The organism is Rahnella sp. GSA61A (assembly GCF_019969905.1).
In the GTDB taxonomy this organism is placed as follows: domain Bacteria; phylum Pseudomonadota; class Gammaproteobacteria; order Enterobacterales; family Enterobacteriaceae; genus Rahnella; species Rahnella aceris.
The window spans coordinates 391326-418225 of the sequence record NZ_JAHXYO010000003.1; the positions used below are offsets into that span (position 1 = coordinate 391326).

The 26900-nt window shown below is 53.9% G+C and carries 27 protein-coding genes and 2 tRNA genes; 14 read left to right on the forward strand and 15 right to left on the reverse strand.

Translation table 11 applies throughout. The features are described from left to right. Nucleotides 1–244 precede the first annotated feature (244 nt). From LC431_RS06120 to LC431_RS06145, 6 genes are all read left to right on the forward strand, one after another. Complete coding sequence (locus LC431_RS06120; protein WP_112198650.1) at nucleotides 245–820, forward strand: hydrolase; 576 nt, start codon at nucleotides 245–247, stop codon at nucleotides 818–820. An 83-nt stretch (nucleotides 821–903) separates the two neighbouring features. Next, on the forward strand, nucleotides 904–1722 hold the full coding sequence (locus tag LC431_RS06125) for a DUF72 domain-containing protein (protein WP_223509479.1): 819 nt from the start codon (nucleotides 904–906) through the stop codon (nucleotides 1720–1722). A 111-nt stretch (nucleotides 1723–1833) separates the two neighbouring features. Further along, entirely contained in the window at nucleotides 1834–2229 is a 396-nt protein-coding gene (locus tag LC431_RS06130) for an MAPEG family protein (protein ID WP_013575030.1), read from the forward strand. Nucleotides 2230–2365: 136 nt separating this feature from the next. Then, nucleotides 2366–3109: a carboxy-S-adenosyl-L-methionine synthase CmoA gene (cmoA, locus tag LC431_RS06135; protein WP_013575029.1), complete on the forward strand. Its 744-nt coding sequence runs from the start codon at nucleotides 2366–2368 to the stop codon at nucleotides 3107–3109. Then, a complete protein-coding gene (gene cmoB / locus LC431_RS06140) occupies nucleotides 3106–4077 on the forward strand; it encodes a tRNA 5-methoxyuridine(34)/uridine 5-oxyacetic acid(34) synthase CmoB (protein WP_013575028.1) in 972 nt (323 codons plus the stop codon). The genes cmoA and cmoB overlap by 4 nt, the downstream gene beginning before the upstream one ends. A gap of 171 nt (nucleotides 4078–4248) precedes the next feature. Continuing rightward, entirely contained in the window at nucleotides 4249–4452 is a 204-nt protein-coding gene (locus LC431_RS06145; protein ID WP_013575027.1) for a hypothetical protein, read from the forward strand. A gap of 309 nt (nucleotides 4453–4761) precedes the next feature. Here the strand turns inward: LC431_RS06145 and LC431_RS06150 are convergent, their stop codons facing one another. Beyond that, nucleotides 4762–5265: a lysozyme inhibitor LprI family protein gene (locus LC431_RS06150; protein ID WP_013575025.1), complete on the reverse strand. Its 504-nt coding sequence runs from the start codon at nucleotides 5263–5265 to the stop codon at nucleotides 4762–4764. 168 nt (nucleotides 5266–5433) lie between these two features. Next, complete coding sequence (gene cutC, locus LC431_RS06155) at nucleotides 5434–6192, reverse strand: copper homeostasis protein CutC (RefSeq protein ID WP_013575024.1); 759 nt, start codon at nucleotides 6190–6192, stop codon at nucleotides 5434–5436. 113 nt (nucleotides 6193–6305) lie between these two features. Here cutC and LC431_RS06160 point away from each other — a divergent pair, with 113 nt between their 5' ends. Continuing rightward, the gene (locus tag LC431_RS06160) at nucleotides 6306–7454 is read left to right on the forward strand and encodes a MalY/PatB family protein (RefSeq protein ID WP_013575023.1); all 1149 of its coding nucleotides are present in this window, start codon (nucleotides 6306–6308) and stop codon (nucleotides 7452–7454) included. Here LC431_RS06160 and LC431_RS06165 read toward each other — a convergent pair. Further along, entirely contained in the window at nucleotides 7451–8020 is a 570-nt protein-coding gene (locus LC431_RS06165; RefSeq protein WP_037036566.1) for a VOC family protein, read from the reverse strand. The two genes, LC431_RS06160 and LC431_RS06165, sit on opposite strands and share 4 nt — an antisense overlap. A gap of 217 nt (nucleotides 8021–8237) precedes the next feature. On the opposite strand from LC431_RS06165, the gene argS reads away from it, so the two are divergent. Further along, nucleotides 8238–9971 carry an arginine--tRNA ligase gene (gene argS / locus LC431_RS06170; RefSeq protein WP_112198648.1) on the forward strand — a complete coding sequence of 578 codons (1734 nt, stop codon included), beginning with the start codon at nucleotides 8238–8240 and terminating at the stop codon, nucleotides 9969–9971. Nucleotides 9972–10033: 62 nt separating this feature from the next. On the opposite strand, the gene murJ is transcribed toward argS, so the two are convergent. From murJ to rimJ, 4 genes are all read right to left on the reverse strand, one after another. Continuing rightward, entirely contained in the window at nucleotides 10034–11569 is a 1536-nt protein-coding gene (gene murJ / locus LC431_RS06175; RefSeq protein ID WP_013575020.1) for a murein biosynthesis integral membrane protein MurJ, read from the reverse strand. A 193-nt stretch (nucleotides 11570–11762) separates the two neighbouring features. After that, nucleotides 11763–12674 (reverse strand): Gfo/Idh/MocA family protein, encoded by a 912-nt coding sequence (locus tag LC431_RS06180; protein WP_223509480.1) that lies wholly within the window; start codon nucleotides 12672–12674, stop codon nucleotides 11763–11765. A gap of 12 nt (nucleotides 12675–12686) precedes the next feature. Then, nucleotides 12687–13346, reverse strand: coding sequence for a DUF480 domain-containing protein (locus LC431_RS06185; protein ID WP_013575018.1), 660 nt, complete (start codon nucleotides 13344–13346; stop codon nucleotides 12687–12689). A 10-nt stretch (nucleotides 13347–13356) separates the two neighbouring features. After that, the gene (gene rimJ / locus LC431_RS06190; protein WP_013575017.1) at nucleotides 13357–13944 is read right to left on the reverse strand and encodes a ribosomal protein S5-alanine N-acetyltransferase; all 588 of its coding nucleotides are present in this window, start codon (nucleotides 13942–13944) and stop codon (nucleotides 13357–13359) included. Between the two features lie 212 nt (nucleotides 13945–14156). On the opposite strand from rimJ, the gene mdtH reads away from it, so the two are divergent. The 3 genes from mdtH (at nucleotide 14157) to LC431_RS06205 (ending at nucleotide 16901) form a co-directional block, all read left to right on the forward strand. Beyond that, nucleotides 14157–15362 carry a multidrug efflux MFS transporter MdtH gene (gene mdtH / locus LC431_RS06195; protein WP_013575016.1) on the forward strand — a complete coding sequence of 402 codons (1206 nt, stop codon included), beginning with the start codon at nucleotides 14157–14159 and terminating at the stop codon, nucleotides 15360–15362. Between the two features lie 177 nt (nucleotides 15363–15539). Further along, nucleotides 15540–16187: a glutaredoxin 2 gene (gene grxB, locus LC431_RS06200; protein WP_013575015.1), complete on the forward strand. Its 648-nt coding sequence runs from the start codon at nucleotides 15540–15542 to the stop codon at nucleotides 16185–16187. A gap of 150 nt (nucleotides 16188–16337) precedes the next feature. Beyond that, nucleotides 16338–16901, forward strand: coding sequence for a lipoprotein (locus LC431_RS06205; RefSeq protein WP_013575014.1), 564 nt, complete (start codon nucleotides 16338–16340; stop codon nucleotides 16899–16901). Between the two features lie 73 nt (nucleotides 16902–16974). Here the strand turns inward: LC431_RS06205 and LC431_RS06210 are convergent, their stop codons facing one another. The 4 genes from LC431_RS06210 to LC431_RS06225 form a co-directional block, all read right to left on the reverse strand. Continuing rightward, nucleotides 16975–17559, reverse strand: a complete 585-nt coding sequence (locus LC431_RS06210) for a molecular chaperone (RefSeq protein WP_013575013.1) — start codon at nucleotides 17557–17559, stop codon at nucleotides 16975–16977. A 60-nt stretch (nucleotides 17560–17619) separates the two neighbouring features. After that, nucleotides 17620–18360, reverse strand: coding sequence for a phosphatase (locus LC431_RS06215; RefSeq protein ID WP_013575012.1), 741 nt, complete (start codon nucleotides 18358–18360; stop codon nucleotides 17620–17622). Between the two features lie 68 nt (nucleotides 18361–18428). Then, complete coding sequence (gene ghrA / locus LC431_RS06220; RefSeq protein WP_013575011.1) at nucleotides 18429–19370, reverse strand: glyoxylate/hydroxypyruvate reductase GhrA; 942 nt, start codon at nucleotides 19368–19370, stop codon at nucleotides 18429–18431. A gap of 125 nt (nucleotides 19371–19495) precedes the next feature. Next, a complete protein-coding gene (locus LC431_RS06225) occupies nucleotides 19496–20977 on the reverse strand; it encodes a peptide MFS transporter (protein ID WP_013575010.1) in 1482 nt (493 codons plus the stop codon). A 395-nt stretch (nucleotides 20978–21372) separates the two neighbouring features. Here LC431_RS06225 and LC431_RS06230 point away from each other — a divergent pair. From LC431_RS06230 to LC431_RS06240, 3 genes are all read left to right on the forward strand, one after another. Beyond that, nucleotides 21373–21462, forward strand: a tRNA-Ser gene (locus LC431_RS06230). Beyond that, a complete protein-coding gene (locus LC431_RS06235) occupies nucleotides 21420–21563 on the forward strand; it encodes a hypothetical protein (RefSeq protein WP_153375011.1) in 144 nt (47 codons plus the stop codon). The genes LC431_RS06230 and LC431_RS06235 overlap by 43 nt, the downstream gene beginning before the upstream one ends. A gap of 94 nt (nucleotides 21564–21657) precedes the next feature. Next, nucleotides 21658–21747 (forward strand) — tRNA-Ser (locus tag LC431_RS06240). Nucleotides 21748–21993: 246 nt separating this feature from the next. Here LC431_RS06240 and astE read toward each other — a convergent pair. From astE to astA, 4 genes are read right to left on the reverse strand one after another with little or no spacing between them, the layout of a single operon-like run. After that, entirely contained in the window at nucleotides 21994–22974 is a 981-nt protein-coding gene (gene astE, locus LC431_RS06245; RefSeq protein ID WP_153375013.1) for a succinylglutamate desuccinylase, read from the reverse strand. A 20-nt stretch (nucleotides 22975–22994) separates the two neighbouring features. Continuing rightward, nucleotides 22995–24338, reverse strand: coding sequence for an N-succinylarginine dihydrolase (gene astB / locus LC431_RS06250; RefSeq protein ID WP_013575008.1), 1344 nt, complete (start codon nucleotides 24336–24338; stop codon nucleotides 22995–22997). A 10-nt stretch (nucleotides 24339–24348) separates the two neighbouring features. After that, complete coding sequence (gene astD / locus LC431_RS06255; protein ID WP_013575007.1) at nucleotides 24349–25827, reverse strand: succinylglutamate-semialdehyde dehydrogenase; 1479 nt, start codon at nucleotides 25825–25827, stop codon at nucleotides 24349–24351. Next, nucleotides 25824–26897, reverse strand: coding sequence for an arginine N-succinyltransferase (gene astA / locus LC431_RS06260; RefSeq protein WP_013575006.1), 1074 nt, complete (start codon nucleotides 26895–26897; stop codon nucleotides 25824–25826). Before astA ends, astD begins: the two co-directional genes overlap by 4 nt. Between the last annotated feature and the right edge of the window lie 3 nt (nucleotides 26898–26900).

Genomic DNA, 26900 nt, shown 5'->3' on the forward strand with positions numbered 1-26900 from the left:
GCGCACGGAATGGGTTTTATTCAGGTCGAAAAAAGGCGGCTATTATAAAGGAATTTCCGGCGAAGGATAAGTGCGAACACGTCAACGCTGGCGCGGAAATTCACTCGTGTTGCTGGCTACACATAATTTAACAAAATTATATCTTTTTGCTCCCCGCGCTAGCATAGACTCACGCAATCCCCTTTGTACACGCACTAAATGATTCCTTTCTCTCATTACCCATTTTGAAAACCGGGAGCTAAACATGAAACTTGATCCAAAAAACACCGCGCTGGTACTGATTGACTTACAGAAAGGAATTTTACCGTTCGCAGGCGGCCCGCACACCGCACAGCAGGTGCTGGATAATGCCACTGAACTGGCAACCCGTTTCCGTAAACTGGGTGCGCCGGTCGTCATGGTGCGCGTGGGCTGGTCTGACTCTTTTGACGAAGCGCTGAAACAACCGGTTGATGTCCCTGCGGCTGCGCCGGAAGGCGGTTTACCGGCAAGCTGGTGGGAATTCCCGGAACAACTGGGCGTAACCGACAGCGATCTGCTGGTGATCAAACGTCAGTGGGGCGCGTTTTACGGCACCGATCTGGATTTACAACTGCGCCGCCGCGGCATTAAAAGCATCGTGCTTGCCGGTATTTCCACCAACATCGGCGTGGAATCTACGGCCCGTAATGCCTGGGAACATGGCTATGAACTGGTGATCGCAGAAGATGCGTGCAGCGCACACAACAATGACCATCATCAGTCCAGCATGCAGTTTATTTTCCCGCGTATCAGCCGTGTCCGTTCCACTGCCGAAGTGCTTGCCGCGTTGCCAGAGTAACGTTACCCTGATTTTCATGCCTGAACGCCGCCCGCTGAGGCGGCGTTTTATTTGGGATTTGGCCCGGAAAAGGGAGCATCGATATGTATATTGGTTTACCGCAATGGCATCACAGCGCCTGGACACAGGTGGGTTTGCGTGATCTGGCCGATTACGCGCGGTACTTCAATTGCGTCGAAGGCAATACCACGTTTTACGCCCTGCCCAAACAGGAAGTGGTGATGCGCTGGCGTGATATGACGCCTGAGTCTTTCCGTTTTTGTTTTAAATTTCCTTCCATCATCAGCCATAAAGCCGCACTGGCGAATTGTCAGGAAGACGTCGATATGTTTTACCGCACGCTCGAACCGCTCGGTGAACGCATCGGCCAGCTCTGGCTGCAACTTCCTGCCGCATTTGCGCCCGTACATCTTGATCGCCTGTGGCAATTTCTTGATGCCCTGCCCGCCGGTTTCGATTACGGCGTTGAAGTGCGCCATGCGGATTTCTTCAATAAAGGTGAGGAAGAACGGGCGCTGAATCAGGGATTACATCTGCGCGGCATTAATCGTGCGATCCTTGACAGTCGCCCGGTTCACAGCTCAACCTCCACCACCGAAGCGGTGCTCGAAGCCAAACGCAAAAAACCGATACTGCCGCTGCACGCGCTGGCGACATCCTCCCGCCCGATTGTCCGCTTTATCGGCGGCGACAGTCTTGAGGCAAACCGTCCACTTTTCGGCCAGTGGATTGCAAAACTCAGCGACTGGCAATCACAGGGATTGTCACCGTATCTGTTTATTCATACGCCCGATTGTTCCGACGCGCCCCAGCAGGCACGCTACCTGTGGCAGGATCTGCGTCAGCACATTCCTTCGGTCCAGCCCGCGCCGGACTGGCCGGAGCAGGATGCGTTGTTCTAAGAATATTCAGGTTTTTCTGACGACAGTTTTATGCCTTCCCGTTATCATGGCTACGCAGCGGAAAATCAGTGCTGTTCCGCCGGGATACAGGGAATAACCAAGGAAGTCATCATGATTAGCGCGTTATATGTCGTGCTTGCCGCCATACTTTTGATCAAACTCTCTTTCGATGTTGTCCGTCTGCGGATGCAATACCGTATCGCCACCGGCGACGGCGGATCCTACGAATTACAAACCGCCATACGTGTACACGGCAACGCTGTAGAATATCTGCCGATTGGCTGTTTATTATTGTTGTATATGGAAATGAACGGCGCGGCGATATGGACTGTACACGCCTGCGGCCTGTTACTGATCCTCGGCCGGTTATTCCATTATTACGGGCTGAAAAACCGCGAATTTGCCTGGCGCCGTAATGGCATGGCTGCCACCTATATTTCTCTGGTGCTGATGGTCGTGATCAATATTATCTATCTGCCGTGGTCGCAATTCCTCAACTTTGACTGAGCACGGAACATTTGCCAGACAGATTTGATGCCCTTTTGAAACAACTCCCAGGCGCGCAGGTATCTGCCTGCGCCAGTATCTGCTAAAATCTGCCCTCAACTTTTTACCCACATTCTTTTTGGCCTGACTCACCGCTATGGCAAACCACGATACGCTGTTTTCTGCACCTATAGATAAGCTTGGCGACTGGACGTTCGATGAACGCGTCGCGGAAGTTTTCCCTGACATGATCCAACGCTCTGTTCCGGGCTATTCCAACATTATTTCGATGATTGGCATGCTCGCCGAGCGCTTCGTTCAGCCCGACTCCAACGTCTATGATCTGGGCTGTTCGCTGGGTGCTGCCACGCTGTCGATGCGTCGTAACATTAAGGTGCCGGGCTGCGAAATTATTGCTGTCGATAACTCTCCCGCCATGGTGGAACGCTGCCGTCGTCACATTGATGCTTTCCGCGCGGATACACCGGTCAGCGTGATCGAATCCGATATTCTCGATATCGAGCTGAAAAATGCCTCGATGGTAGTGCTCAACTTTACCCTGCAATTCCTCGAACCGGCTGACCGCCAGCGTTTGCTGAATCAGGTGTATCAGGGCATGCGTCCGGGCGCGGCGCTGGTGCTGTCAGAAAAATTCAGCTTCGAAGACAAAGACGTCGGCGAACTGTTGTTCAATATGCATCACGACTTCAAACGTGCGAACGGCTACAGCGAGCTGGAAATCAGCCAGAAACGCAGCATGCTCGAAAACGTTATGCTGACCGATTCCGTCGAAACGCATAAAGCCCGCCTGCATCAGGCCGGTTTCCAGCACACGGAAGTCTGGTTCCAGTGTTTTAACTTCGGCTCACTGATTGCGCTGAAAGCCGGAGAAGCACAATGATTGATTTCGGTGATTTTTATCGCGTTATCGCCAAAGGGCCGTTAAGTCCGTGGCTCAATACTTTGCCTTCGCAACTGACCGCGTGGCAGAAAGAATCTCTGCACGGCAAATTCAAACTGTGGTTTAACTCAGTGGATCGTTTGCCGCTGTTGCAGCCGGAACGTCTGGATTTGTTGCACAGCGTCAGCGCCAATATGGAAGTCCCTTTGCCTGCCGGTCAGCGCGAAGGGATTGAAAACCTGCTGCGTAATATGATGCCATGGCGCAAAGGACCATTCTCGCTGTACGACGTTGAAATCAATACTGAATGGCGCTCTGACTGGAAATGGGATCGCGTTTTGCCGCACATTTCTTCCCTTGCTGGCCGCACGATTTTAGATGTCGGCTGCGGCAGCGGTTATCACATGTGGCGCATGATTGGTGCAGGCGCACATCTGGCGGTGGGTATCGATCCGATGCAGTTGTTCCTGTGTCAGTTCGAGGCCGTGCGTAAATTACTGGGGGGCGATCAGCGCGCACATTTGCTGCCGCTGGGCATCGAACAATTACCCGAGCTGAACGCTTTCGACACCGTTTTTTCCATGGGCGTGCTGTATCACCGCCGTTCGCCATTAGATCATCTTCTGCAACTGAAAAATCAGCTGGTCAGCGAAGGGGAACTGGTGCTCGAAACGTTGGTTGTCGAAGGTAACAGCGAGCAGGTCCTGGTGCCGGGTGACCGTTACGCGCAGATGGGGAATATTTATTTCATCCCTTCTGCCGAAGCCCTGAAAAACTGGCTGATCAAATGCGGCTTTGTGGATGTGCGTATTGCGGATGTCAGCGTCACGACACTTGAAGAACAGCGCCGTACCGACTGGATGACCAGCGAATCACTGGCTGAATTCCTCGACCCGAATGATCCGACCAAAACTATCGAAGGTTATCCGGCTCCTCGCCGCGCCTTGCTCATCGCCCGCAAGCCATAACGACCTTCCTCCTCCGCCAGACATCTTCCTGTCTGGCGGAAGTCATTGCTCACACTTTATCCTCACTTTCAGTCACGTCACTCTGTACATCACGCTGTAAAAAGGTCTAACCTTTCAGAAGGCTATCGGTTTGTTATGACGGAGATCGTCGTTCGCATTACGGGAGGAAGTATGAAGTTCCCTAAAGGCAGCATCGTTAAACACAGATCTGGCGATATCAAAGGTACCGTGATGAATACTTTTGAATCAGAGCACGACATCGTGTCGTATTACGTTTCCTGGGAAGATGGCAGCAGCAGTCTGCACAAGGAAAACGAATTGCACTGGGCAAATATTGACGTCGCTATCAGAATAAAAAACTTTTACGAGAAGTAATAATTTCCGCGTCAGCCACAGCCCTTTGTAAAGCTCCACGTTTTGACGCTATATCATTGGATTGATTCATAGCATTTCGTGTATAAATTCGGCCAACCAATTTATCCGTACGCGAGTATTTCGTGGAGAAATCAATGCGCAGAAGAATTCGATTCCTCATGGATCGGGCTGTTATTGTTTTAGGCCTTTTCGTGATGTGCCTGGTGGTGAAAGCAGGAATGTTCGGTGTGGCGCTGCTGACCTGGGGCTGAAGTGTTGCCCGTCATAAAAAGCGCCGCCCGGGCGCTTTTTCAGGCCAAGAAAACCGGATTAATGGTCATCTTTAAATTTTGGTTCGGGTAATACCGCTGGCGTTGAATCCTGATATTGCAGCCAGTTGCTCCAGATATCTTTAACACGCAACTCGATGAGTTCCATTTTCCGCGACAGCGACATCACGCCTCTGATCGTCCCGCCCTGATAGTCGGTGTACGTCGCAAAAGTGGCTTTCTCTTCAAACGCATCCCACGCCTGAGTTTCCTCATCAAACGCTTTCAGCACAGCTGCTGCGTCAGGATCCGGGTTCGGACCTGTAGCCGTTTGCTCAATACGTTTTCTGGCCGCCACAAGGTACGTCTGTTTCACCCAATTCAGCTTGTCGATTTTTTCCGCATAACAATCGTTCATATCCAGCGTCGTTTGCTGAGGGTTGCCTGCACAGTCAATGGCAAATGTCTCAGCACCATTATCCAGAACACTGCTGGGTTGTTTATCAGCGGCAAATAATGAGTGCGTAAATCCCAACAGCGCGAGAGTAATCACTAACTTTTTCATGTCCCTGTCCGGCGGTAACAATTTGATGAGCAGACAGATTATCCGAATCAATTACGCAACGACAGCAGAATCAGGAGCACAAAAAAAGCCCCGCCAACATGACGGGGCCTGGTACTTGCGCAGGGCGACGCAATAAGGGTCGTGTGACCCGGTTAAATCTTTGAGTTATTACGCCGTGCGGGATATTTCATCGTCAAACTGCAATGTGCTTTTCATTGCGGCAACAATATCGCCATCCACGCAATAACGACTGAATTCATCAAAGTCAGTATCAGAACTCATAGTGACACCGGCTTTCCGGTAGCGCATGGCGGATTTCACCTGACGCCCTGCTGAACTGTGTAACTCCGTCAGCCCGATATCCACAAACTTCTGCAAATTCGTCAGACGCACACCCGCGCCAGCCATAATAATTGGACCACGCGTCAGCTGATTGAGTTCCCGAAGCATCGGTAAACCGACTTCAGCATTTTGTTGTTGCCCGGAGGTCAGAATGCGCGCCACCCCTAACTGAGTCAACTGCTCCAGTGCAATCTTCGGGTTAAGGCACATGTCGAATGCGCGATGGAATGTTACGGCCATATCGCCGCACAGCGCCATCACCTCCCACATTCTCGCCATATCAATATGCCCTTCCGCATCCAGCATGCCGACCACCAGACCCGGATAGCCGAGATCGCGAATACAAGCGATGTCGCTTTTCAACACCTCAAATTCACTCTGGCTGTAGCAAAAGTCACCCCCCCTTGGACGGACAATCGGATGTACAGGGATGGTCACTTTTTCCCTTGCCAGTTTGAGGGTACCGTAACTCGGCGTAATGCCCCCGTCAGCCTGACTGGCGCACAATTCAACACGATCGGCCCCGGCTTGTTCTGCTGTCAATGCACAGTCCACGCTGTAACAACACACTTCTAATTTAGTCATGTGATCTCTCCTGATTACGGCATTATGCTACAACACTTGTCTGCAGCCGGCCATGTCGCGTAGGCTTTGAGATGAGCATCCCCACCCAATCTGTTTGCTTAGGAAAGCTAACTATGACACTCAATTTTGATTTATGGGTAGACCGCAGTCACAGTGATAGCGTTAAGTGGAATAAATACAATAATCAGGATGTGATACCGCTTTGGGTTGCCGATACCGACTTCACTTCTCCGCCTCAGGTTATCAAAGAGTTGCAGCAACGTGTCGCAGAAGGCGTATTTGGGTATGGTTTCACACCGCCGGAACTCATTGATTTAGTGGTAAAACGTCTGGCGGATCGTTACGAATGGGCTATTAAGCCCGAATGGATCGTCTGGTTACCAGGCCTGGTGTGCGGATTAAACGTCGCCGTTCGCGCCACTGTTGCACCACAAAACTCCAGTCTGATGCCCATGCCCATTTATCCGCCGTTTATGCAGGCGGCTCAGGCTGAAGGGCGTCAGTTTAAATCCATTAATGTAACTGAGCAGCAACAGCGCTGGGTGGCCGATTTTTCCACGGCCGACAATCTACTGGATGGCAGCGAAAAGCTGCTGATGCTCTGCAACCCGTATAACCCCGGTGGCACGGTGTATCGTCGCGAGGAATTACTCGAACAGCAGGCCTTCGCGCAACGTCACGATCTTGTGGTGTGTTCGGATGAAATCCACTGTGACCTGATCCTCGAACCGGGCCTGAAACACATCCCGTTCGCCTCACTCAATGCCGATGCCGAACAGCGTTCGATCACGCTGATGTCACCGTCCAAAACCTTCAACCTTGCCGGTCTGGGCGCGTCGATGGCGATTATTCCTGACCCGGAACTACGCCGGAAATTCCTTGAGGCCAGTCACGGCATTGTGCCGCACGTCAATATTTTGGCGTATGTCGCCGCGACCGCCGCTTACCGCGATGGCGAGGAATGGCTTAACGCACAGCTCGAATACCTGCGAGGTAACCGCGAACGGGTGACAGCCAGAATCAACGCTATGCCAGGATTGCGCATGCTGGCGCCGGAAGGCACATACCTTGGCTGGATTGATGCCAGCGCACTGCCGGTGCAGGACCCTTACCATTTCTTCGTGGACGCCGGGGTCGGTTTCTCAGGTGGCGCTGATTTTGGCGCACCGGCTTATGTGCGTATCAATCTGGGTTGCCAGCGCGCGTTACTGGAAAAAGCGCTGGATCGCATGGAAGCGGCGTTACTGACGCTGCAACGTTAACCGTCTTCCCTTTCGCTGGCGACAATCGCCCGCAGGCTGTGCGGGTGAAATTTGATGGTCACAGAGCCGTCAGTGATCGCCAGCGTCGGGTTAGGCAAACGCTCGTTCTCCCCTTTGGGCGCACTTTGTTTCAGCTTAATACCGGGCGTCATTAGCGCTTCATCAGCAATCAGCGCCAGCGCCCGTGTATATAATTCGTCTTCAGCACCGGGCAGGACAATCTCAATATGTTCCCAGCCTTCGTGCGGGTAACGTTTATCGCCGGGATATGGTAACTCGACCAGATCAATACTCAGCGGCCCGACCTGCAAAGGTTCGTTGAGCGAAAACAGACAAATTGGCCGGCCGTTAATCAGGGTCTCATTCAACAGGCTGCCGCACTTTTCCAGGCCGGTTTTCCAGCGATCCGCCGTCGTGTTCTGATGACAACGCACTGAAATATGATCTGCGTGAAACCCACCCAGATTAATGTGCAATTTTGCAGCGAACGCCGTCAGTACGTCGACAAAGCGCGGTAAATCATCAGCTAAATCCTGTAACTCCGGCACGTGATTCATGGCGGTCATCCTATCTTGTTTTCGTTTGCAGATCTTCAGGGTCGGGTAATTTACACAGCCTTTCATCCGGTTGCCAGAGACATGCCGCACAATCGCGTTTTCCTTAGCCCGGACGTGCGGTGATACTGACGCCGCAAGGCTAATATGATATAAACACGCATCATTTTAGGTTCGTCCACCATGGGATGAACAGCAAACAACCACATTCCTAAATAAAGGTACTTCGGTGAATATTCAGTCACTTCTTTCAGAAAAAGTCAGCCAGGCGCTGATCGCTGCAGGCGCCTCAGCCGACAGCGAAGCGCAAGTCCGTCAGTCCGCTAAAGCTCAGTTTGGCGACTATCAGGCTAATGGTGTTATGTCCGTGGCAAAAAAACTCGGTATGCCACCGCGACAACTGGCAGAGAAAGTCGTTGAACTGTTAGACCTGAGCGGCATCGCGAATAAAGTCGAAATCGCCGGGCCGGGTTTCATCAATATCTTCCTGGATCCTGCTTTTGTTGCTGCGCATGTAGACAGCGCCCTTAACGATGAAAAACTGGGTATCACACCGGTTGAACCCCAAACTATCGTCATCGATTATTCTGCGCCAAACGTGGCGAAAGAAATGCACGTTGGCCACATCCGCTCCACCATTATCGGCGACGCGGCTGTGCGCACCAATGAATTCCTCGGCCATAAAGTGATCCGCGCTAACCACGTTGGCGACTGGGGTACACAGTTCGGCATGCTGATTGCCTATCTGGAAAAAGTACAGAACGAAAACGCCGGTGACATGAATCTGGCTGATCTGGAAGAATTCTACCGCGCGGCGAAGAAAAACTACGACGAAGACGAAGCCTTCGCCGAGCGGGCGCGTGGCTACGTGGTGAAACTGCAAGGCGGCGATGAATACTGCCTGCAGATGTGGCGCAAGCTGGTTGACGTGACCATGAAGCAAAACCAGCTAACCTACAATCGTCTGAACGTCACCCTGACCGAAGACGATGTGATGGGTGAAAGCCTGTACAACAGCATGCTGCCGGGCATCGTTTCCGACCTGCAGGCCAAAGGTCTGGCCGTCGACAGCGAAGGCGCAGTTGTTGTCTATCTTGATGAATACAAAAATAAAGAAGGCGATCCGATGGGCGTCATCATCCGTAAAAAAGATGGCGGCTACCTGTACACCACCACCGATATCGCCTGCGCGAAATACCGCTACGAAACACTCGGGGCCGACCGCGTGCTGTATTATATCGACTCCCGTCAGCACCAGCACCTGATGCAGGCATGGACCATAGCGCGTAAAGCCGGTTACGTGCCGGATTCTGTGGCGCTGGAACACCATATGTTCGGCATGATGCTGGGCAAAGACGGTAAGCCGTTCAAAACCCGCTCAGGTGGCACAGTGAAACTGTCTGATCTGCTGGATGAAGCAATTGATCGCGCACGTAAGCTGATCACCGAAAAGAATCCGGAAATGAAAGACGCCGGGGAGCTGGAAAAACTGGTTAACGCGGTGGGTATCGGCGCAATCAAGTATGCTGATCTGTCAAAAAGCCGTACTACCGATTACATCTTCGACTGGGACAACATGCTGGCGTTTGAAGGTAACACCGCGCCGTATATGCAATACGCCTATACCCGCGTAGCCTCTATCTTTAAACGTGCAGATATCGACGTGAACAGTCTGACTCAACCGGTTGTACTGAGCGAGGAACGTGAAGCTGCGCTGGCGACCCGTCTGTTGCAGTTCGAAGAAGTACTGACCGTTGTCGCCCGCGAAGGCACGCCACACACCATGTGTGCGTATCTGTACGACGTGGCTGGCCTGTTCTCCAGCTTCTACGAGCATTGCCCGATCCTTAATGCAGAAGATGAAACCAGCCGTAACAGCCGCCTGAAACTGGCACTGCTGACACAACGCACGCTGAAAACCGGTCTGGATACGCTGGGTATCGAAACCGTAGAACGCATGTAACGCACGGTTGTGGATATTAAAAAAGGGCGCTCATGCGCCCTTTTGTGTTTCTGTAATCTGCGTCAGTCCAGCTTACGGGCAAATTCTTTCACCCTGAAGCCCAGCAGGCCAAGCACGGCAAAGTAAGCGACTACGCCGACAGCAACCACTGCCGCCAGACGCGCCAGACGATACGCCATTCCCCCCACATCCCATGCAGGCATCAGCCACATCATGCCGAGCAATGCTGCTGACATGGCAACCACCGCGACAATCAGCTTGATCAGGAACACTCTCCAGCCCGGCAAAGGCTGGAAGATATCCTGCTTACGCAGTTGCCAGTAAAGCAGCGAAGCATTCAGACAGGCGGCCAGACCAATCGACAGGGAAAGCCCCGCGTGTTTGAGTGGGCCGATAAAGGCCAGGTTCATCACCTGCGTCATCAGCAAGGTAATGATGGCGATTTTCACCGGTGTTTTGATGTTCTGACGTGAATAAAAGCCCGGAGCCAGCACTTTCACCACGATCAGCCCCATCAGCCCGACGGAATAGGCCACCAGTGCACGTTGCGTCATCGAAGCATCAAACGCGCTGAACTTGCCGTACTGGAATAATGCCACCGTAAGCGGTTTGGCCAGAATCCCCAGGGCGACGGAACTTGGCAACGCCAGCAGGAAACACAGACGCAAGCCCCAGTCCATCAGGCGATTGTATTCACCGTGATTTCCGCTGGAAAAGCTTCGCGCCAGCGAAGGCAGCAAAATCGTGCCCAGCGCCACGCCCAGCACACCGGAAGGAAACTCCATCAGGCGGTCAGCGTAATACATCCATGAAACTGAGCCGGAGACCAGAAACGAGGCAAAAATCGTGTTGATGATCAGTGAAATCTGGCTGACGGAAACACCCAAAATCGCCGGTCCCATCTGGCGCATTACGCGCCATACACCGGCATCTTTCAGGTTCAGGCGCGGCAGCACCAGCATGCCGATTTTCTTCAGGTGTGGCAGCTGATAACCGAGTTGCAGCAAGCCACCGGCCACCACGGCCCAGGCCAGCGCCAGCACCGGCGGGTGAAAATACGGCGCGGCAAATAACGCAAAACCGATCATGCTGACGTTCAGGAAGGTCGGCGCAAACGCCGGTATCGAGAAGCGGTTCCAGGTGTTGAGTATCGCTCCGACCAGCGAGGCCAGAGAAATAAGCAGGATATACGGGAAGGTGATCCGCAGCAGAGAACTGGTGAGCGCAAATTTGTCCGGTGAATCCACAAAACCCGGCGCAGTGATATAAATCACCCACGGCGCCGCGAGCATGCCCAGCACGGTGACAATCGCCAGAACCAGCGTCAGCAACCCGGAGACATACGCAATAAAGGTGCGCGTAGCTTCTTCGCCCTGCTGAGTTTTGTACTCGGCAAGAATTGGCACGAACGCCTGTGAAAATGCACCTTCGGCAAAAATACGTCGCAACAAATTGGGCAATTTGAACGCCACAAAAAAGGCGTCGGTGACCATTCCGGCGCCAAATACACGTGCCACAATGGCATCGCGGGCAAAACCTAATACACGTGAAAACATCGTCATGGAACTGACGGCTGCCAGAGATTTAAGTAGATTCATGTCACTTTTCTTGTTTACCGGTTTACATGTATATCAAATAGTTAAACCATCACGCCTGCATCAGCAGGCGTGAGAGATGAAGCCGCATGGCTCAAAGATGCGCTTAGTCTACGCATCCGCAATACAATAGCCACCGGCAGTTGTTTTATGTTGTTATAGAGTGTTAACCACGCCATCCCGCGCGGCTTTTTTGTTAAGAATTCAGAATCTTCTCGATCATTGCCTGCGCATAAATCGCCTGCTCGCCGCTGGTTTCCGGCGCCGTCTGATTACTCACGCAGGCCACAAAGTGTTCAATGGCACCGACAAATCCGCGCTGTGTCAGGGTACTTTGCCAGCCCGGTACCGGCAGTTGTGTGAGAATATCCTGCTGTTCCTCGCGCCAGATTTGCATATTGTCCAGCTGATACACCGCGCCTTCAGTCACCGCCTGCACGCTCTCGCGGAAAGTCCCTGCCCGGCGATGCATCGATGTCGTCACCAGCGTTTCGCCACAGAGGAAATGATGTTCGCCGTACAACATCTGATTCGCTTCGTTAATCTGAATCAGACCGCTTTCCAGACTGGCATTACCGCCTGCCAGCCACAGCGCGGTATCGACCACGTGCAGATAATCGTCCAGCAAGGTGAATCGCAGATCGTTTGGCCCCACGCTATCGGTCCGGTGTTTGTCCATGCGCAAAGATGCAGCGCTCTGCATGTTATCTTTGAGCTGACGATACAACGGTGCAAAGCGACGGTTGAAGCCGACCATCAGCGTTTTGCCTGTCTTGCGCGCCTGTTCAACCAACTGCTCAGCCTGCTCAAGCTCAGCAGCCAGCGGTTTATCGACATACACATGCAAGCCCTGCGCCAGCAATTGCCCGACCACTTCAAAATGGCTGGCGGTGCTGCTGTGCACAAAAACCGCGTCACACTGCCCTGCCAGTTCATCCATGCGGGAAAAACACGCCATACGATAACTGTCGCAAATGGCCTGCGCCTTTTGCTGATTCGGGGAAAACCCGCCGACCAGCGTCCAGTTTTCAGCGTGACTCAGCACCGGCAGATAGGCTTTTTGCGCAATCCCACCCAGCCCGATAACACCAATACGTAATTTACTCACAACCCGCTCCTGTTAATCAGCCAGATGTTGCAACAAATTTTCCAGACGCTGTTTCAGCTCCGCCACTTCAGCTTCCAGTGTTTCCACGCGCGCGATCAGAGTCAGATCAGCGCTTTGTGCCTCGGCGCTGAACAGCGGTTCTTCATGGGTACTGGCCACATTACTGACTTCGCCGCTGAAAAGATGCATATAGCGGCTTTCACGTTTCCCCGGTTCACGGGCCAGACGCACGCAGAACGGGCCGTCTTCGCGGTTTGTCAGTTCAGTCAGCGTTTGTTCAACTTCGGCAACGTCCGAGAAATCATGCAGACGGTTAGTGCGGGTACGCAACTCGCCCGGCGTTTGTGCGCCGCGCAACAACAGCGTGGTCACCACCGCCACTTCCTGCGGGGAAAATTTGAGATTGCCGAATTCAGAATTACAGAAACGGTGCTCATACTTCATGGTACGTGAGCCGCTCAGGGTGCGGATAATGTGTTTGCGCAGCAGCAAATCCAGCGTTTGCTGAACGTCACTTTCGCTCAGTTCCATCACCGGCTCGCGGTTCGTCTTCTGATTGCAGGCCGTGGTCAGGCCGTTAAGGGTCATCGGATACTGTTCTGGCGTGGTGAGTTGTTTTTCCAGTAAACAGCCCACAACACGGGCCTCCCGGGCGCTGAGTTCGTGTTTCATGTTGCTCTCCTTATCGGGACGGGGGTGTCCATTCTTGCCAGGTTAATGCCGTCAGCACGTGATCCTGCCATTTGCCGTCAATCAGCAGGTAATCTTTGGCGTAACCTTCGCGTTCAAAGCCGAGACGTTCGAGAAGCTGGCCGCTGCGTTTATTGTGCGGCATGTAATTGGCCATGATGCGGTGCATTTTTTGCTGGCGTTGCATATAGCGGATAAGCGTCTGCAACGCTTCCTGCATCAGACCTTTACCCTGCCATTCCTGGCCGAGCGAATACCCGAGGAAACAGGCATGGAAAGAACCGCGCAGCACATTGCTGAAATTCGCCACGCCCATCACGCGATTTTCATCGGGGTCGAGCAGGATGAAGTAATACGCACTGCCTTGTTTTTGCATCTCGGTAATCAGCCCCAGACGCGCCTGCCATCCTGAGGGATAACAATGGCTTTCATCCCTGACCGGCTCCCACGGTTTCAGAAACGCGCGGTTCTCAGCGTAGTATTCAGCCAGCCGGTGCGCATCACGGTCATGAACCAGGCGCAGGACCATCCGATCAGTGGTAAGCCGCACCTTTGGCACGGCAGATTTGTAGCCAAACATCCCTTCCCTCCACATCCCGCATGGGTCGATAAATAGAATTTATAGGAAACGACAGATCACCGCTAATTCTGCCAGTCAGAGCGCGGCTTGACGATAAAAAAATATTATCAATAGCGCCCTATCTAAATGCCTGTTTCCGGTTCAGACTGGAACGGTCTTTTCTCCTTTCTGTATCTGCCGGACAGGATACATATAATCGCTCATGGTGAAGCATGTCTCTGGTATCACAAGCTCGGAGCTTGGGTAAGTATTTTCTGTTATTAGACAACGCGCTGGTTATTTTAGGCTTTTTCGTGGTTTTTCCGTTGATCTCGATCCGATTTGTCGATCAGCTTGGCTGGGCGGCAATGGCCGTCGGCCTGGCACTCGGCGTTCGTCAGCTTACGCAACAGGGACTGGGCATTTTTGGCGGGGCGATTGCTGACCGGTTTGGGGCGAAACCCATGATTATCACCGGCATGTTATTGCGCGCGGCGGGCTTTGCCACGATGGCGATGGCCGATCAACCGTGGATTCTGGTCTGTTCGTGTATTCTCTCCGGTCTTGGCGGCACGTTGTTTGATCCGCCGCGTACCGCGCTGGTCATAAAACTGACCCGTCCGCACGAGCGCAGCCGCTTCTTCTCCCTGATGATGATGCAAGACAGCGCGGGTGCCGTCATTGGCGCACTGATCGGTAGCTGGCTGCTGCAATATGATTTCCATTACGTCTGCTGGACCGGAGCCGCAATCTTTTGTCTGGCCGCGGCCTGCAACGCCTGGCTGTTACCGGCTTACCGCATTTCCACCCTGCGCACCCCTATGCGCGAAGGCATGATGCGCGTGCTGCGCGACCGTCGTTTTCTGGCCTACGTGCTGACGCTGACTGGCTATTACATGCTGACCGTGCAGGTGATGCTAATGTTGCCGATTGCGGTCAATGATGTCGCGGGCAGCCCGTCGGCGGTGAAATGGATGTACGCCATTGAAGCCGTACTGTCGCTGACGCTGTTGTATCCGATTGCCCGCTGGAGCGAAAAACGTTTCCGTCTTGAACAGCGCCTGATGTTCGGTCTGCTGATCATGACATTGAGCCTGCTGCCGGTCGGGCTGGTTACCTCAATCAATCCGTTATTATTGCTGATTGGCTTTTTCTACATTGGTTCGATCATCGCCGAACCGGCGCGTGAAACCCTGGGTGCATCTCTGGCCGACGCCCGCGCACGCGGCAGCTACATGGGCTTCAGCCGTCTGGGACTGGCTCTGGGCGGCGTCATCGGTTATACCGGTGGCGGCTGGATGTACGACACCGGCCGTGCGCTCGAACTGCCTGAATTGCCGTGGTTATTACTCGGCGTCGTTGGCTTCATCACCCTCACCGGTTTGTACTGGCAGTTCAACCTGCGCCGCATCGAACCGGCCATGCTCAGCGGCAGTTGATCTTCCGTAATTTCTTATGCAGTACCCTGATGGAAACCGCGTTCCAGAGAATGCGGTTTGATCTCACATCCATCTATACCCATACTGAATCATAGCGTTAGACAAAATCCGAACCTACATCCGGCAGTTTTCATGCACCCTACAGGTCACCGCCGGCGATAACAGGAGCTACGTACTATGAGACTTTACGTTTACGAACATTGCCCTTTCTGCGTGAAAGCCCGCATGATTTTCGGTTTGAAGAACATCCCGGTTGAGATCAAGGTGCTGCTCAACGACGATGAAAAAACACCCATTTCAATGGTGGGTAAAAAGATGGTGCCTGTCCTGCAAAAAGAGGATGGCGGCTTCATGCCGGAAAGTATGGATATCGTGCATTACATCGACAAAAGTGACGGTAAACCGCTGCTGACCGGCCCGCTGAACGCGTCTGTTGCCGCGTGGTTGCGTCAGGTTTCTGAATATACCGGACGTCTGTTGTTGCCGCGTTTTGCCACCGCACCACTGGAAGAATTCTCCACGCCGGAAGCCCGTAAATACTTCGCCGATAAAAAGCAGGCTGCCAGCGGCAGTTTTCAGGAGCATCTGCAACATTCCGAAGGTCTGGTGAAGAAAATCAGTCAGGATTTGCGCGCACTCGACAAACTGATCGTCGAGCCGAATGCGGTGAACGGCGAGCTTTCCGAAGATGACATTAATCTCTGGCCGTTGCTGCGTTCGCTGTCGATTGTGCAAGGCATCGACTGGCCTTCACGGGTTCAGGCCTACCGCGATAATATGGCGAAACAGACTCAGGTAAATCTTCTCTCCCGTCTCGCAAGCTAAGCCCGTTATACTTTTTGCCGGAAGTCCGCTTCCGGCAATTTTCCCTTTTATTCCCTCCCTTCAGCACTTAGGCTAATCAGCGTTGTCTGATTGGAGCCATGATGCTTTACGGTCATGCTGACGAAATAGTTTTTACGTAATGAGGGAAGAATGACAAAGCGATTTCTGGGTGCCGCAGTACTGATGTGTGCCAGCTTACTGGCAGGCTGTAATCAACTGACGCAGTACACCATCAGTGAGCAGCAGGTGAATGATTACCTGCAAAAGAACAACAACTTTGAAAAACAGTTGGGCGTTCCGGGACTGGTGGATGCCAAACTGGTGCTGACCAATCTCAGCAGCCAGATTGGCCGGGCTGAACCCGGTATCGTGACGCTGACCGGCGACGCCCATGTCGATGTATCCTCACTGTTCGGCCCGCAGAAAGCCGATATGCGCCTGACCCTGAAAGCGCATCCAACTTATGATCGCGAGAAAGGCGCCATTTTCCTGCGGGATATGCAGGTGGTGGATTACACCATCAAGCCTGAGAAAATGGACAACGTGATGAAAGGCCTGATGCCTTATCTGAACAATTCGCTGAACACCTATTTCAACCAGCGTCCGGCTTATGTGCTCAATGGCGATCACAGCAAAGGTGAAGCGATGGCGAAGAAACTGGCGAAAGGAATTGAAGTGAAACCGGGTCAGTTGGTGATACCTTTTACTGATTAGTCTGAGTAAACCGATAATAAGAAAGCCCGGCGTGATGACTCACCGCCGGGCTTTTTACATGCTGTGTTCAGGATTACTGGTCGTCTTCTTCCGCGTCATCCAGATCCGGCGGCAGTTGCTCTTCGAGTTCGTCGCGCATCGCCTGCAAGGCTTCGCGGCTGATTTCAGACAGCGTGCGGTAGAAACCGCTGGTGGCATGGGCTTCCACTTTACCGAGGAATTTACCGCACCACGGGAACAGGTAGTCATCAAACAGCGTAATTTGCGCGCTGACTTCATCTTCCTGCGACTGATCTTCCAGCCAGGAGGCGGCCAGTAACATGGCACCGAAATGATCAGCAGGCGTTTCGCCCAGCGGCATACCGCGCTGTTGCAGGAATGTGCGCACATCCATTTCATTTGCGCCGTCAACATAATCACTGCGGAACGGCGATACCGCACATTCTGAACCGACAAACAGACGGTTAAATTCAGCGGCCAGCGCTTGCGGATTGGCACTTTCCTGCAAGCGGATCAGCAACGCATCCTGCTCCAGCGGCCAGTGCTCACGCAGCTTTCCGTCCTGAATCAGACCAAACAACGGAACCAGCAACGGATCCTGCGGCTGACGGTAAAACAACGTGCCCAGCACGCGGCAGACAATCGAAAATTCATTCATAACAGTAACCTGCTCAGACAATGAAAAGGGTTAATCCCCCGCAATTTGGTCGCGACAATGTCACAGTTCGCTTAATTCAGCAATGGGCGCGCGACCCCGGGCCTCGAGAAAATCGAGGAAACGACGCGGGCTGACATTAAGAATACGGTCTTGCGGAAAATCAATTTCACGCAGGATACGTTCGCAATGTTCAAAGCCCCCGAGTGAATAAGCGATGTGCGAATCTGACCCCAGCGCCAGCCAGCCACCGGCTTCTTTTACTGCCAGCGCAATCGCACGGCAATTTGGCTCGCTGCCCGCACGTGAATGAATAAACGATGAGTTATTCAGCTCCAGCGCGACGTTATATTTCGCGGCAGCCGCCGCCACAGCAGGAATATCAATCGGGTATTTCGGGTTGCCCGGGTGCGAAATAATATGCACTTCACCCCCGGCCATCGCTGCAATCATCGCAGCGGTATGGGTTTCTTTATCGACGGGCTGCATCACCGGCTCATGGAAACCGGCAATAATCACGTCGATTTCTTTGAGCATCGGGCCGGTACAGTCGATATCACCATGAATGTTTTTAATATTCGACTCGATGCCACGCAGGATACCGATGCCATTCACCAGACGCGGCCAGACCCGCATATTCATAAAATGCCAGTAGTGCGGCGCATCAGCCATATCAGGACCATGATCAGTGATGGCAAACAGCTTAATGCCCTTTTCGGCGGCTTCATCAATGTAATCATGTAACGTGCTGTAGGCGTGGGTGCTGGCAACGGTATGCATATGTAAATCAACCGGGTAAGGCATGTACTCTCCTTGAAAGTATTCCGCTGCGGCAACATAACCGCAGCATTTATAATGTTAGCAGATGAATATCAGTAACCCCGGCCGGGATCGACACGTCCCGTCGGCTCGCGCCCTGCCTCTATCGCCAGAATGTTACTCACGATGCTGTCCATCGCCTGCTCCGGCAACGTATCCGCACCGACGTGTGGCGTGATGCTGACCCGCGGATGCGACCAGAACGGGTGCATGCCCGGCAACGGTTCTTCAACGAAAACGTCGAGCGTGGCAGCGGCAATCTGCCCGCTGTCGAGCGCACGCAGCAAATCGCCTTCCACCAGATGTCCGCCACGACCAAGGTTAATCAGGTACGCATTATGCGAAAGATTTGTGAACAGTTTATGATTGAGAACACCGGCGGTGTGCGGCGTGTTGGGTAACAGATTGATCAGCACTTTGCAGCCGCTGGCAAACGCCGCCAACCGATCGTCACCATAGAAACTCTCTACGCCTTCCTGCGACTTGGCGCTGCGGCTCCAGCTACGCACGGTGAATTGCATATCCACCAGTGCTTTCGCCACGCTGCTGCCGAGCACACCGGCACCAAGAATACCGATAATGAATTCACTGCGTGAATGCGGAACAAGCGGGCGCCATTGTTTTTGTTGCTGGAAGAGCTGATATTCATCCATCCGGCGGAAATAACGTAATACCGTCGCCAGCGCATATTCCTGCATCTGCAACGCCATGCCGGTATCTTCCAGGCGCAGCAACGGTACGCCGGCGGGCAATGTGCCCGGCTGACGCTGTTCCTGTGTCAGGATGGCATCCACTCCCGCCCCCAGCGCGAAAATACCTTTCAGCATCGTGCGCGGCGCGAGCATGGCATGCGGTGGCCGCCAGACCAGCGCGTAATCCGCCGGGTCCTGATCATTCGCCTTCCACGCACGCACGTTGGCCTGCGGTAATCTTTTTGTTATTCCGTCAATCCAGGGTTTTGCATCAGATGTAGGGTGGTAAAAAATAATGTTCATCGGGGAAGCCTCCTGTGAACAGATAGATTTCCCTGAATATCATCGGGATGCAACCCTGTGGCGTAAAAAAGAACAAGCCCCGGAATTCGGGGCTTGTGAAGTGAGTGACGGAGACTGCGAATAAATCAGGCGGCAACCGGCTCACGGTGGATCATCCGGCGCAGCAGCGGGATAAGCACCAACAGCACCACACCCGTGATAACGGAACCCCAGCCCAGCGCATTAAACACCTGACTGTAGCCCGGATTGGTCAGCGCTGGCGTACTGCCCGCGTTCTGCGGCATCAGCCCGGAAATGTAACTGGCCAGCACCGACGCCACGCCGGTGACCATCATCCAGCAGCCCATCATCACACCCTGATAACGCGGCGGTGCCAGCTTGCCGATCATCGCGTAACCGATCGGTGAAATCAGCAGTTCGCCGATGCTTTGCAGCAGATAGCTGAGGGCAATCCATTTAAACGCCACCAGGCCGTCGCCGCCCGCCAGATGAATCCCCAACGGCAGCACCAGCATGCCCAGCCCCATACAGAACAGGGATGCGGAGAACTGCGCCGGAATATCGATGTTCCAGCCGCGCTGACGCAGGCGGTTGAACCACAGTGCCATCAGCGGCCCCCCGATCACGATAACCACGGTATTAATGTTCTGGATCCACTGCGGTGCCACGCGGATACCATATACATTCAGGTTGATGTTGTTTTCAGAGAACAGCATCAGCCCCATGGGTGCCAGCTGATACAGTGTCCAGAAAACTAACGAACCCAGCGCCAGCAGCAGATACGCCTTCATGCGGCGGCGTTCATCCGCATCCCGATGGCGAAAAGTGACCAGCGCCATTAATGCGAAAATCACAATGCCCAGCGCGACCACAAAATAACTGCTGAATTCTGCGTGGGTCAGCAACATGCGGATAACCGGCACCAGTACAATCAGGATGGCAATACCGACCGCCATCCGGCGCAGTAACTGGCTGCGGCTGGCCTCTTTCAGCGGCGTGCTGATATCGGCCAGAATCGACCAGCGGGAAAGTGTCACCACAATCGCCGCGACATTCCCTAACGTGGCGAACAGGAACAGCGCGCGGTAGTTTTCACTGAGCTGGAAATAACCGGCGACCGCAAAACCTATAAAGAAGCCCAGGTTCATCCCGGCATAATTCCACAGGAAGGCCGATTCACGGCGGTCATCGTCCGGAGCAAAACGCTGGGTCAGCATCATATTCAGACAGGTCACATTCAGTCCGCTGCCGGTCAGGAACATGGCTAATCCCCAGTACAACCCGGTCACACCTTCCAGCGCAATCAGCGCACAGCCAAAGACCTGCAACACCATGCCGAGCACGAACAGATTACGGTTGCTGAGATAACGCCCGCCAAGGTAGCCGCCGAACATATGCAGCCCGTAGTTGAATGCGCCGAACACGCCCATGATGGCGTTGGCGTTATCTTCACTGAAACCGAGTTTTTTGGTGGCGTACAGGACCAGCGTGGAATACAGCACCGCAAAGCCGAGCGTTGCGAATGTCTGAACGAAGAATAATGTGCCCGCTCCGGCAGGAATTGCCGTCCGGTGTTGCGACGCGGTCGCGTTATTTGACTGACTCAAGAATAACCCCTGCCCTTATGTGATAAATAACCCTGCTTCAAAGGATGACTTGTACAGTTCTTATGCGAAGCATTTTTTCAGAGTGCATTGTTATACCGCTACCCTGAATGATTACCACAACATATCTTGCTATTTAGCCGTAACAAAAAGTGTTTGCGGGATAATTGTGCTTTCATGCAAAAATTCTACTTATTTATGCATTCTGATAAGCAATTTTAATCACGCCCTGCAACCAGATACCGGCTGTTCATCCTTAACGCATTTTTTGCTCTTTAAATAATCAGATTGCTCTAAGTTTGTCTAAACGGCATGGAACCTGCAAAAGAGTGTTGACGGTGAGGCGACTTTTCCCTACATTAGCGCCGGTCAGCAGCACTGCGGTGCAGCCGACGACTGGAGAGGTGTCTGAGTGGCTGAAGGAGCACGCCTGGAAAGTGTGTATATGAGCAATCGTATCGAGGGTTCGAACCCCTCTCTCTCCACCACATTAAACAAAAAAGGTTCTGATGAAAATCAGAGCCTTTTTTGTTTTTGGGCGCTTTCAAAATCCGCCAGCCACGGCATTCTCCCGGCGAACAGACTCTGAGCGCCTGACACAAAACGCTGAAAATTTTCTTGACCCTTCGCGGCGGTCTCCCTATAGTAGCGCCCCGTTGCAACGTGCGCGCTGTAACGAACACGGTGAGGTGTCTGAGTGGCTGAAGGAGCACGCCTGGAAAGTGTGTATACGAGAAATCGTATCGAGGGTTCGAACCCCTCTCTCACCGCCAAATTAAAGAAAAAGGGTCCTGATGAAAATCAGGACCCTTTTTCTTTTGGTGCAACGCATCCCGATAAAGGGAATGAGTTGCGGCTGAGATGCCATTAATACCCCACCCCGACCCTCCCCTTCGCAGGGGAGGGAGCTGATCGCGTTCTACTCTGCGCGCACCGTAAGCGGGTTTTTGCCCTGCTCCTCCCCCTGCGAAGGGGGAGGTTGGGAGGGGGTTTTGCAGCTACTGCGGTGCTTTTACTCATCAGATTTTCATCAGCATCAGCCCTGCCCTTAACCCCAGCGCCACATTCGGATTCGGGAATAACACGACTTCTTCCTCTGCTTCAACCTTGTAGGTTTTACCGCTTTCTTTAGCAATGACAAACCCCTGCCTGAACGCTGTAAAATTCAGGGCATCTGCCGGGACAAATAACTCGAAATCTTCCTGTGACCGGATCACATCCTGCACCACACGGTAATGCACCAGCGGCGCGGCGGCGTCACGGGCAGGCATCGGTTCGCCACTCACCAGCGTTTGCAGCGCGCGGCGGATACCGGTGAACTGCGCGTGATCGTTACTGCCGAACGGCAGCGCTTTGCCCAGTTCCAGCGTGCAACTGTCGGCCTGAAAAACATCGCTGCTGAAATGCGTAAAAGTACCGCCCGGCGAACGGTGATGCACCAGCGCATCCAGCCCGGCGGCGTTGAGCCAGGCGAGCATCGCTTCGCTTTTCGGACGACTTTGTAAAGGCAGCAGCCCGAAGCGCACGTGTTTTGATCCGCGGATCGCCGTGTGCAAATCATAGTGGAATCGCTGCGTGGTTCCCGCCGCCGTGGCACTGCGGTAAAACAACGCCATCACCTGTTCGAGTTCCTGCGCCCGGCGGGTTTCATCATTCGGTGTATAACGCGCATGACGCCCGCCGAACATGCGGTTCATGTCAGCCTCCACAAACCGCTTATTGACACGCATTGACGGCGGATTGCCCAGTAACACCAGCAGCCGGACCCGCAACAGCCTTTCGCCTGACAGCAACTCGCTGACCAGTTGATTGAGCAGTTCAACCGGCGCAGTTTCATTACCGTGAATACCGGCGGAAATCACCACCGCCGCCTCACAGGACTGACGCGGTGAAAGCTCGAGAATGCCTTCACCACGCCATTGCCAGTCCAGCGTTTCGGTTTGTCCGGCAGGTTCTTTCACCGCATCACCGGCAAGCGTCGTCGCCAGTAAATCAAACATACATTCACTCCTGTGATGGCTCAGCGCTGGAACGGATAAATCGCACCCAGCCCGAGAATATTGGTCAGTTCGTCGAGCGCAGTACGCACTTCGGTCAGAAGCTGTGGATCGGCCAGATCTTTGGCCTGCATCCGGTCACGATAATGCGTGTCCACCCAGGTATTGAGCCGCGTGAACTGGCTGTCACTCATCAGCGAAGCCACATTGATTGCATTAAGTTCGTTGCGGTTGAGCGCGACACGCAGGCGCAAACACGCCGGGCCACCGCCGTTGCGCATGCTTTCACGCAGATCAAACACTTCAATCTGATCAACCGGGCCACCGCTGTCTTTCAGTGCTGAAAGATACGTCCAGACGCCGGTGTGCTGGCGGGACTCTTCCGGCACCACCAGCATCATTTTGCCGTCGGATTTGGTCAGAAGCTGGCTGTTAAACAGATACGTCGCGACCGCATCGTCGAGAGACACTTTTGACTGCGGCACTTCAATCGGGTGGAAATCCAGCTCAAGCGCCGCCATTTTGCGACGAATTTCCTCCAGCGCTTTGCCTGAATTCACAAACGCCTGCTCGTGATGGAAAAGCACGTTGCCGTTGCTGACAGAAATGACGTCGTTATGAAAAACGCCGCTGTCGATGGCTTGCGGATTTTGCTGAATAAACACCGTGCGCTTTTCATCAAGCTGATGCAAACGCGCTACGGCATCACTGGCTAAACGGGTCTGACGTGCCGGATAACGCACCGGTTCGTTGTCGCCGGTCGCCAGCCCGTCGCGTCCGTAAACAAACACCTGTACACCGGGTTTATCGTACTCACCGCATAACCGGTTATGATTCGCCGCGCCCTCATCCCCCAGCGCTGCCACCTGCGGCAGCGCATCGTGATGGGCAAAATATTTATCGGCATGGAAGGTCGCGCGTAAAATGGCAGATGTGGTTTCTGCCTCAATGGCCCGGTGAAATTTATTATTCAGGTTGGCAACCGTGAAATGCACACGCCCGTCTGCACTGTCTGCCGAAGGCGACACCGTGGCCGCATTCGCCACCCACATGGAAGACGCCGAACTCAGTGACGACAGCAAACGCGGCGAATAAGCCTGCGCCTTAGTCAGCACTTCGCGATCGCTGCCACCAAAACCCATTTTGCGCAATGTGCTCAGATGCGGACGTTCATGCGGCGGCAAAATCCCCTGTGCAAAACCGAGATCGGCCAGCGATTTCATTTTCAGCAAGCCCTGTTTTGCCGCCAGACGCGGGTTCGCCACCGCATTCTGGTTTTTAGTCGAAGCTTCATTGCCAAACGACAGCCCCGCGTAATGGTGCGTCGGCCCGACTAAGCCGTCAAAATTTGCTTCACATCCAGACATTGCTGTCTCCTCAGGTTGTACGGAAATCAATACCAGGCGACAGCGTCGCAGGGAGTTCCAGCTTGTCTGTTTCCAGCGAGGCCATCGGCCAGGCACAATAATCCGCCGCATAATAAGCACTTGGACGGTGATTGCCTGAAGCACCGATGCCACCAAAAGGCGCGTTGCTCGATGCGCCAGTCAGCGGTTTGTTCCAGTTCACAATGCCCGCCCTTGCTTCCAATAATAGCTGCTCAAACTGAGAGCGCTCAGCAGAGATAAGCCCGGTGGCCAGCCCGAAACGGGTCTGATTGGCGAGGGCGACGGCATTGTCGAAATCGCTGTAACGGTAAATGCTCAGCAACGGGCCGAAGTATTCTTCATCGGGAATGCCCGCCACACCGGTCAGATCGATAATCCCCGGCGTCAGCAGGGTATTGAGCGGATCCGGGCGCGTCAGCAACAGCAGAGGTTTACCGCCCAGCGCCAGCAGTTCGTCCTGTGCTTTGAGCATATTGCGTGCCGCCACGTCAGAAATCACACCGCCCATAAACGGCTGCGGATCATCGTTCCAGCCGCCCACGCGCAGTTGCATGGTGACATCGAGCAAACGCGCGATAAATGCATCACCTGCCGCGCCCTCTTTCACCAGCAGACGGCGTGCACAGGTACAACGCTGTCCGGCAGAAATAAACGCCGACTGAATAGTCAGATTAACCGCTGCATCAATATCTTCTACCGGCTCGACAATCAGCGCGTTGTTGCCGCCCATTTCCAGCGCCAGAATTTTTTCAGGCTGACCGGCGAGCTGGCGGTGCAACTGATAGCCGGTGCCCGCGCTGCCGGTAAATAGCAGACCGTCGATATTGCCGCAGGCCGCCAGCGCCTCACCGGTCGAACGACCGCCTTGTACCAGATTCAGCACACCTTCCGGCAGCCCGGCCTGTTGCCACAATTTCACCGTTTCCTCGGCAGTTTTGGGCGTCAGTTCGCTCGGTTTGAAGACCAGCGTGTTGCCCGCCAGCAAGGCCGGAACGATATGGCCGTTCGGCAGATGTCCGGGGAAATTATACGGACCAAAAACCGCCAGCACGCCATGCGGCCGGTGGCGCAGCACGGCTTCACCGTCGGGCATGGCGGTGTGTTTCTCGCCAGTGCGTTGCTGGTTGGCTTCCAGTGAAATCGACACCTTGCCGATCATCGCCTGAATCTCGGTCAGCGTCTCCCAGCGTGGTTTGCTGGTTTCCAGACTGATAATTTCCGCCAGCCGTGCTTTATGTTCCGTCAGTAAATCCGCAAAACGTTGAATCACTTCGGCGCGTTCGGCCACGGTTTTACGTGCCCAGGCGGGAAATGCCGTGCGGGCGGCTGTACAGGCAGCATCGACATCTTCCGCATTGGCGCTCAGTGCCGACCACAACAACGTATTATCTGCCGGATTGGTTTTGTTCAGTTGCGCGCCTTGTCCGCTGCGCCACTGGCCCTGAATAAAAAGTGCAGGTTGCATCATGCGAGACTTTCCTTTTTGAGAATAGGGGTTGCAGGAGCCGGTTTATCGCCGGGGAAAAGCGCCACGGCGCGCAGGGTATCGCCCTCGCGCAGGCCAAGCATGTCAGCCTCGCGGGAATTAAGCGTCAGCGAATCTGCTGAATCTCCACCCGGCACCAGCAGGGCGCGGAAATGCTGATATTGCTCGTTGGCCACCAGGTACAGCGGCTCATCACGACCGCTGCGGTGTTCCGCCAGCCGCACCGGCAACAGACGGCTTTCTTTGACGGCGCGTAACTGATCGATTTCACCTTCGAGCGTCGGACCGGCATCGAAGATATCCACATAACCTTCGTAACGCAGCCCTTCACCTTCAAGTACGGCACGCGCCGGGGCGGTTTGCGGATGCACTTCGCCGATCACTTCACGGGCCTCATGGCTGAGCAATTCGGTATATAAAGGATGCTTTGGCATCAGTTCGGCAATAAAGGATTTCTGTCCCATGCCGGTCAGACGGTCAGCTTCGGCGAATTCCATACCAAAAAAATGACGCCCGACACTGTCCCAGAACGGGGAATGGCCGCTGTCGTCAGACATGCCGCGCATCTCCGCAATTACCTTGCGGGAGAAATACTCACGAAATGCCGCCAGAAACAGGAAACGGACCTTCGACAACAGCTGCCCGTTTTTGCCGTGACGGCAGTCCGGATCGAGGAACAGCGTGCAAAGTTCGGTATAACCGGTGTGATCGTTACTCAGAAACAGCGTCGGCACCGGCTTATAAATATTCAGGCTTTTGGAGGCGTGCACCAGCGTGCCGAGGCGGAAGTTGTACCACGGCTCACTCAGCCCGACCGCCACTTCAATGGCGCTGACGCCCACCACTTTCTGCTGTTCGGTGTCTTCGAGCACGAACAGATAGCCCTGTTCGCCTTTTTCCAGGCGACCTTCCCAGGTCGCCACTGAGCGCTCAATGCGCCCGCGTAAATGCGCTTCATCCTTGGGCAAAGACGTTAAACCGATGCCGGTTTTGCCTGACAACTGCAGGATATCGGCGAGATCGCCGGGCCGCACAGGTCGAATCAACATCATGAT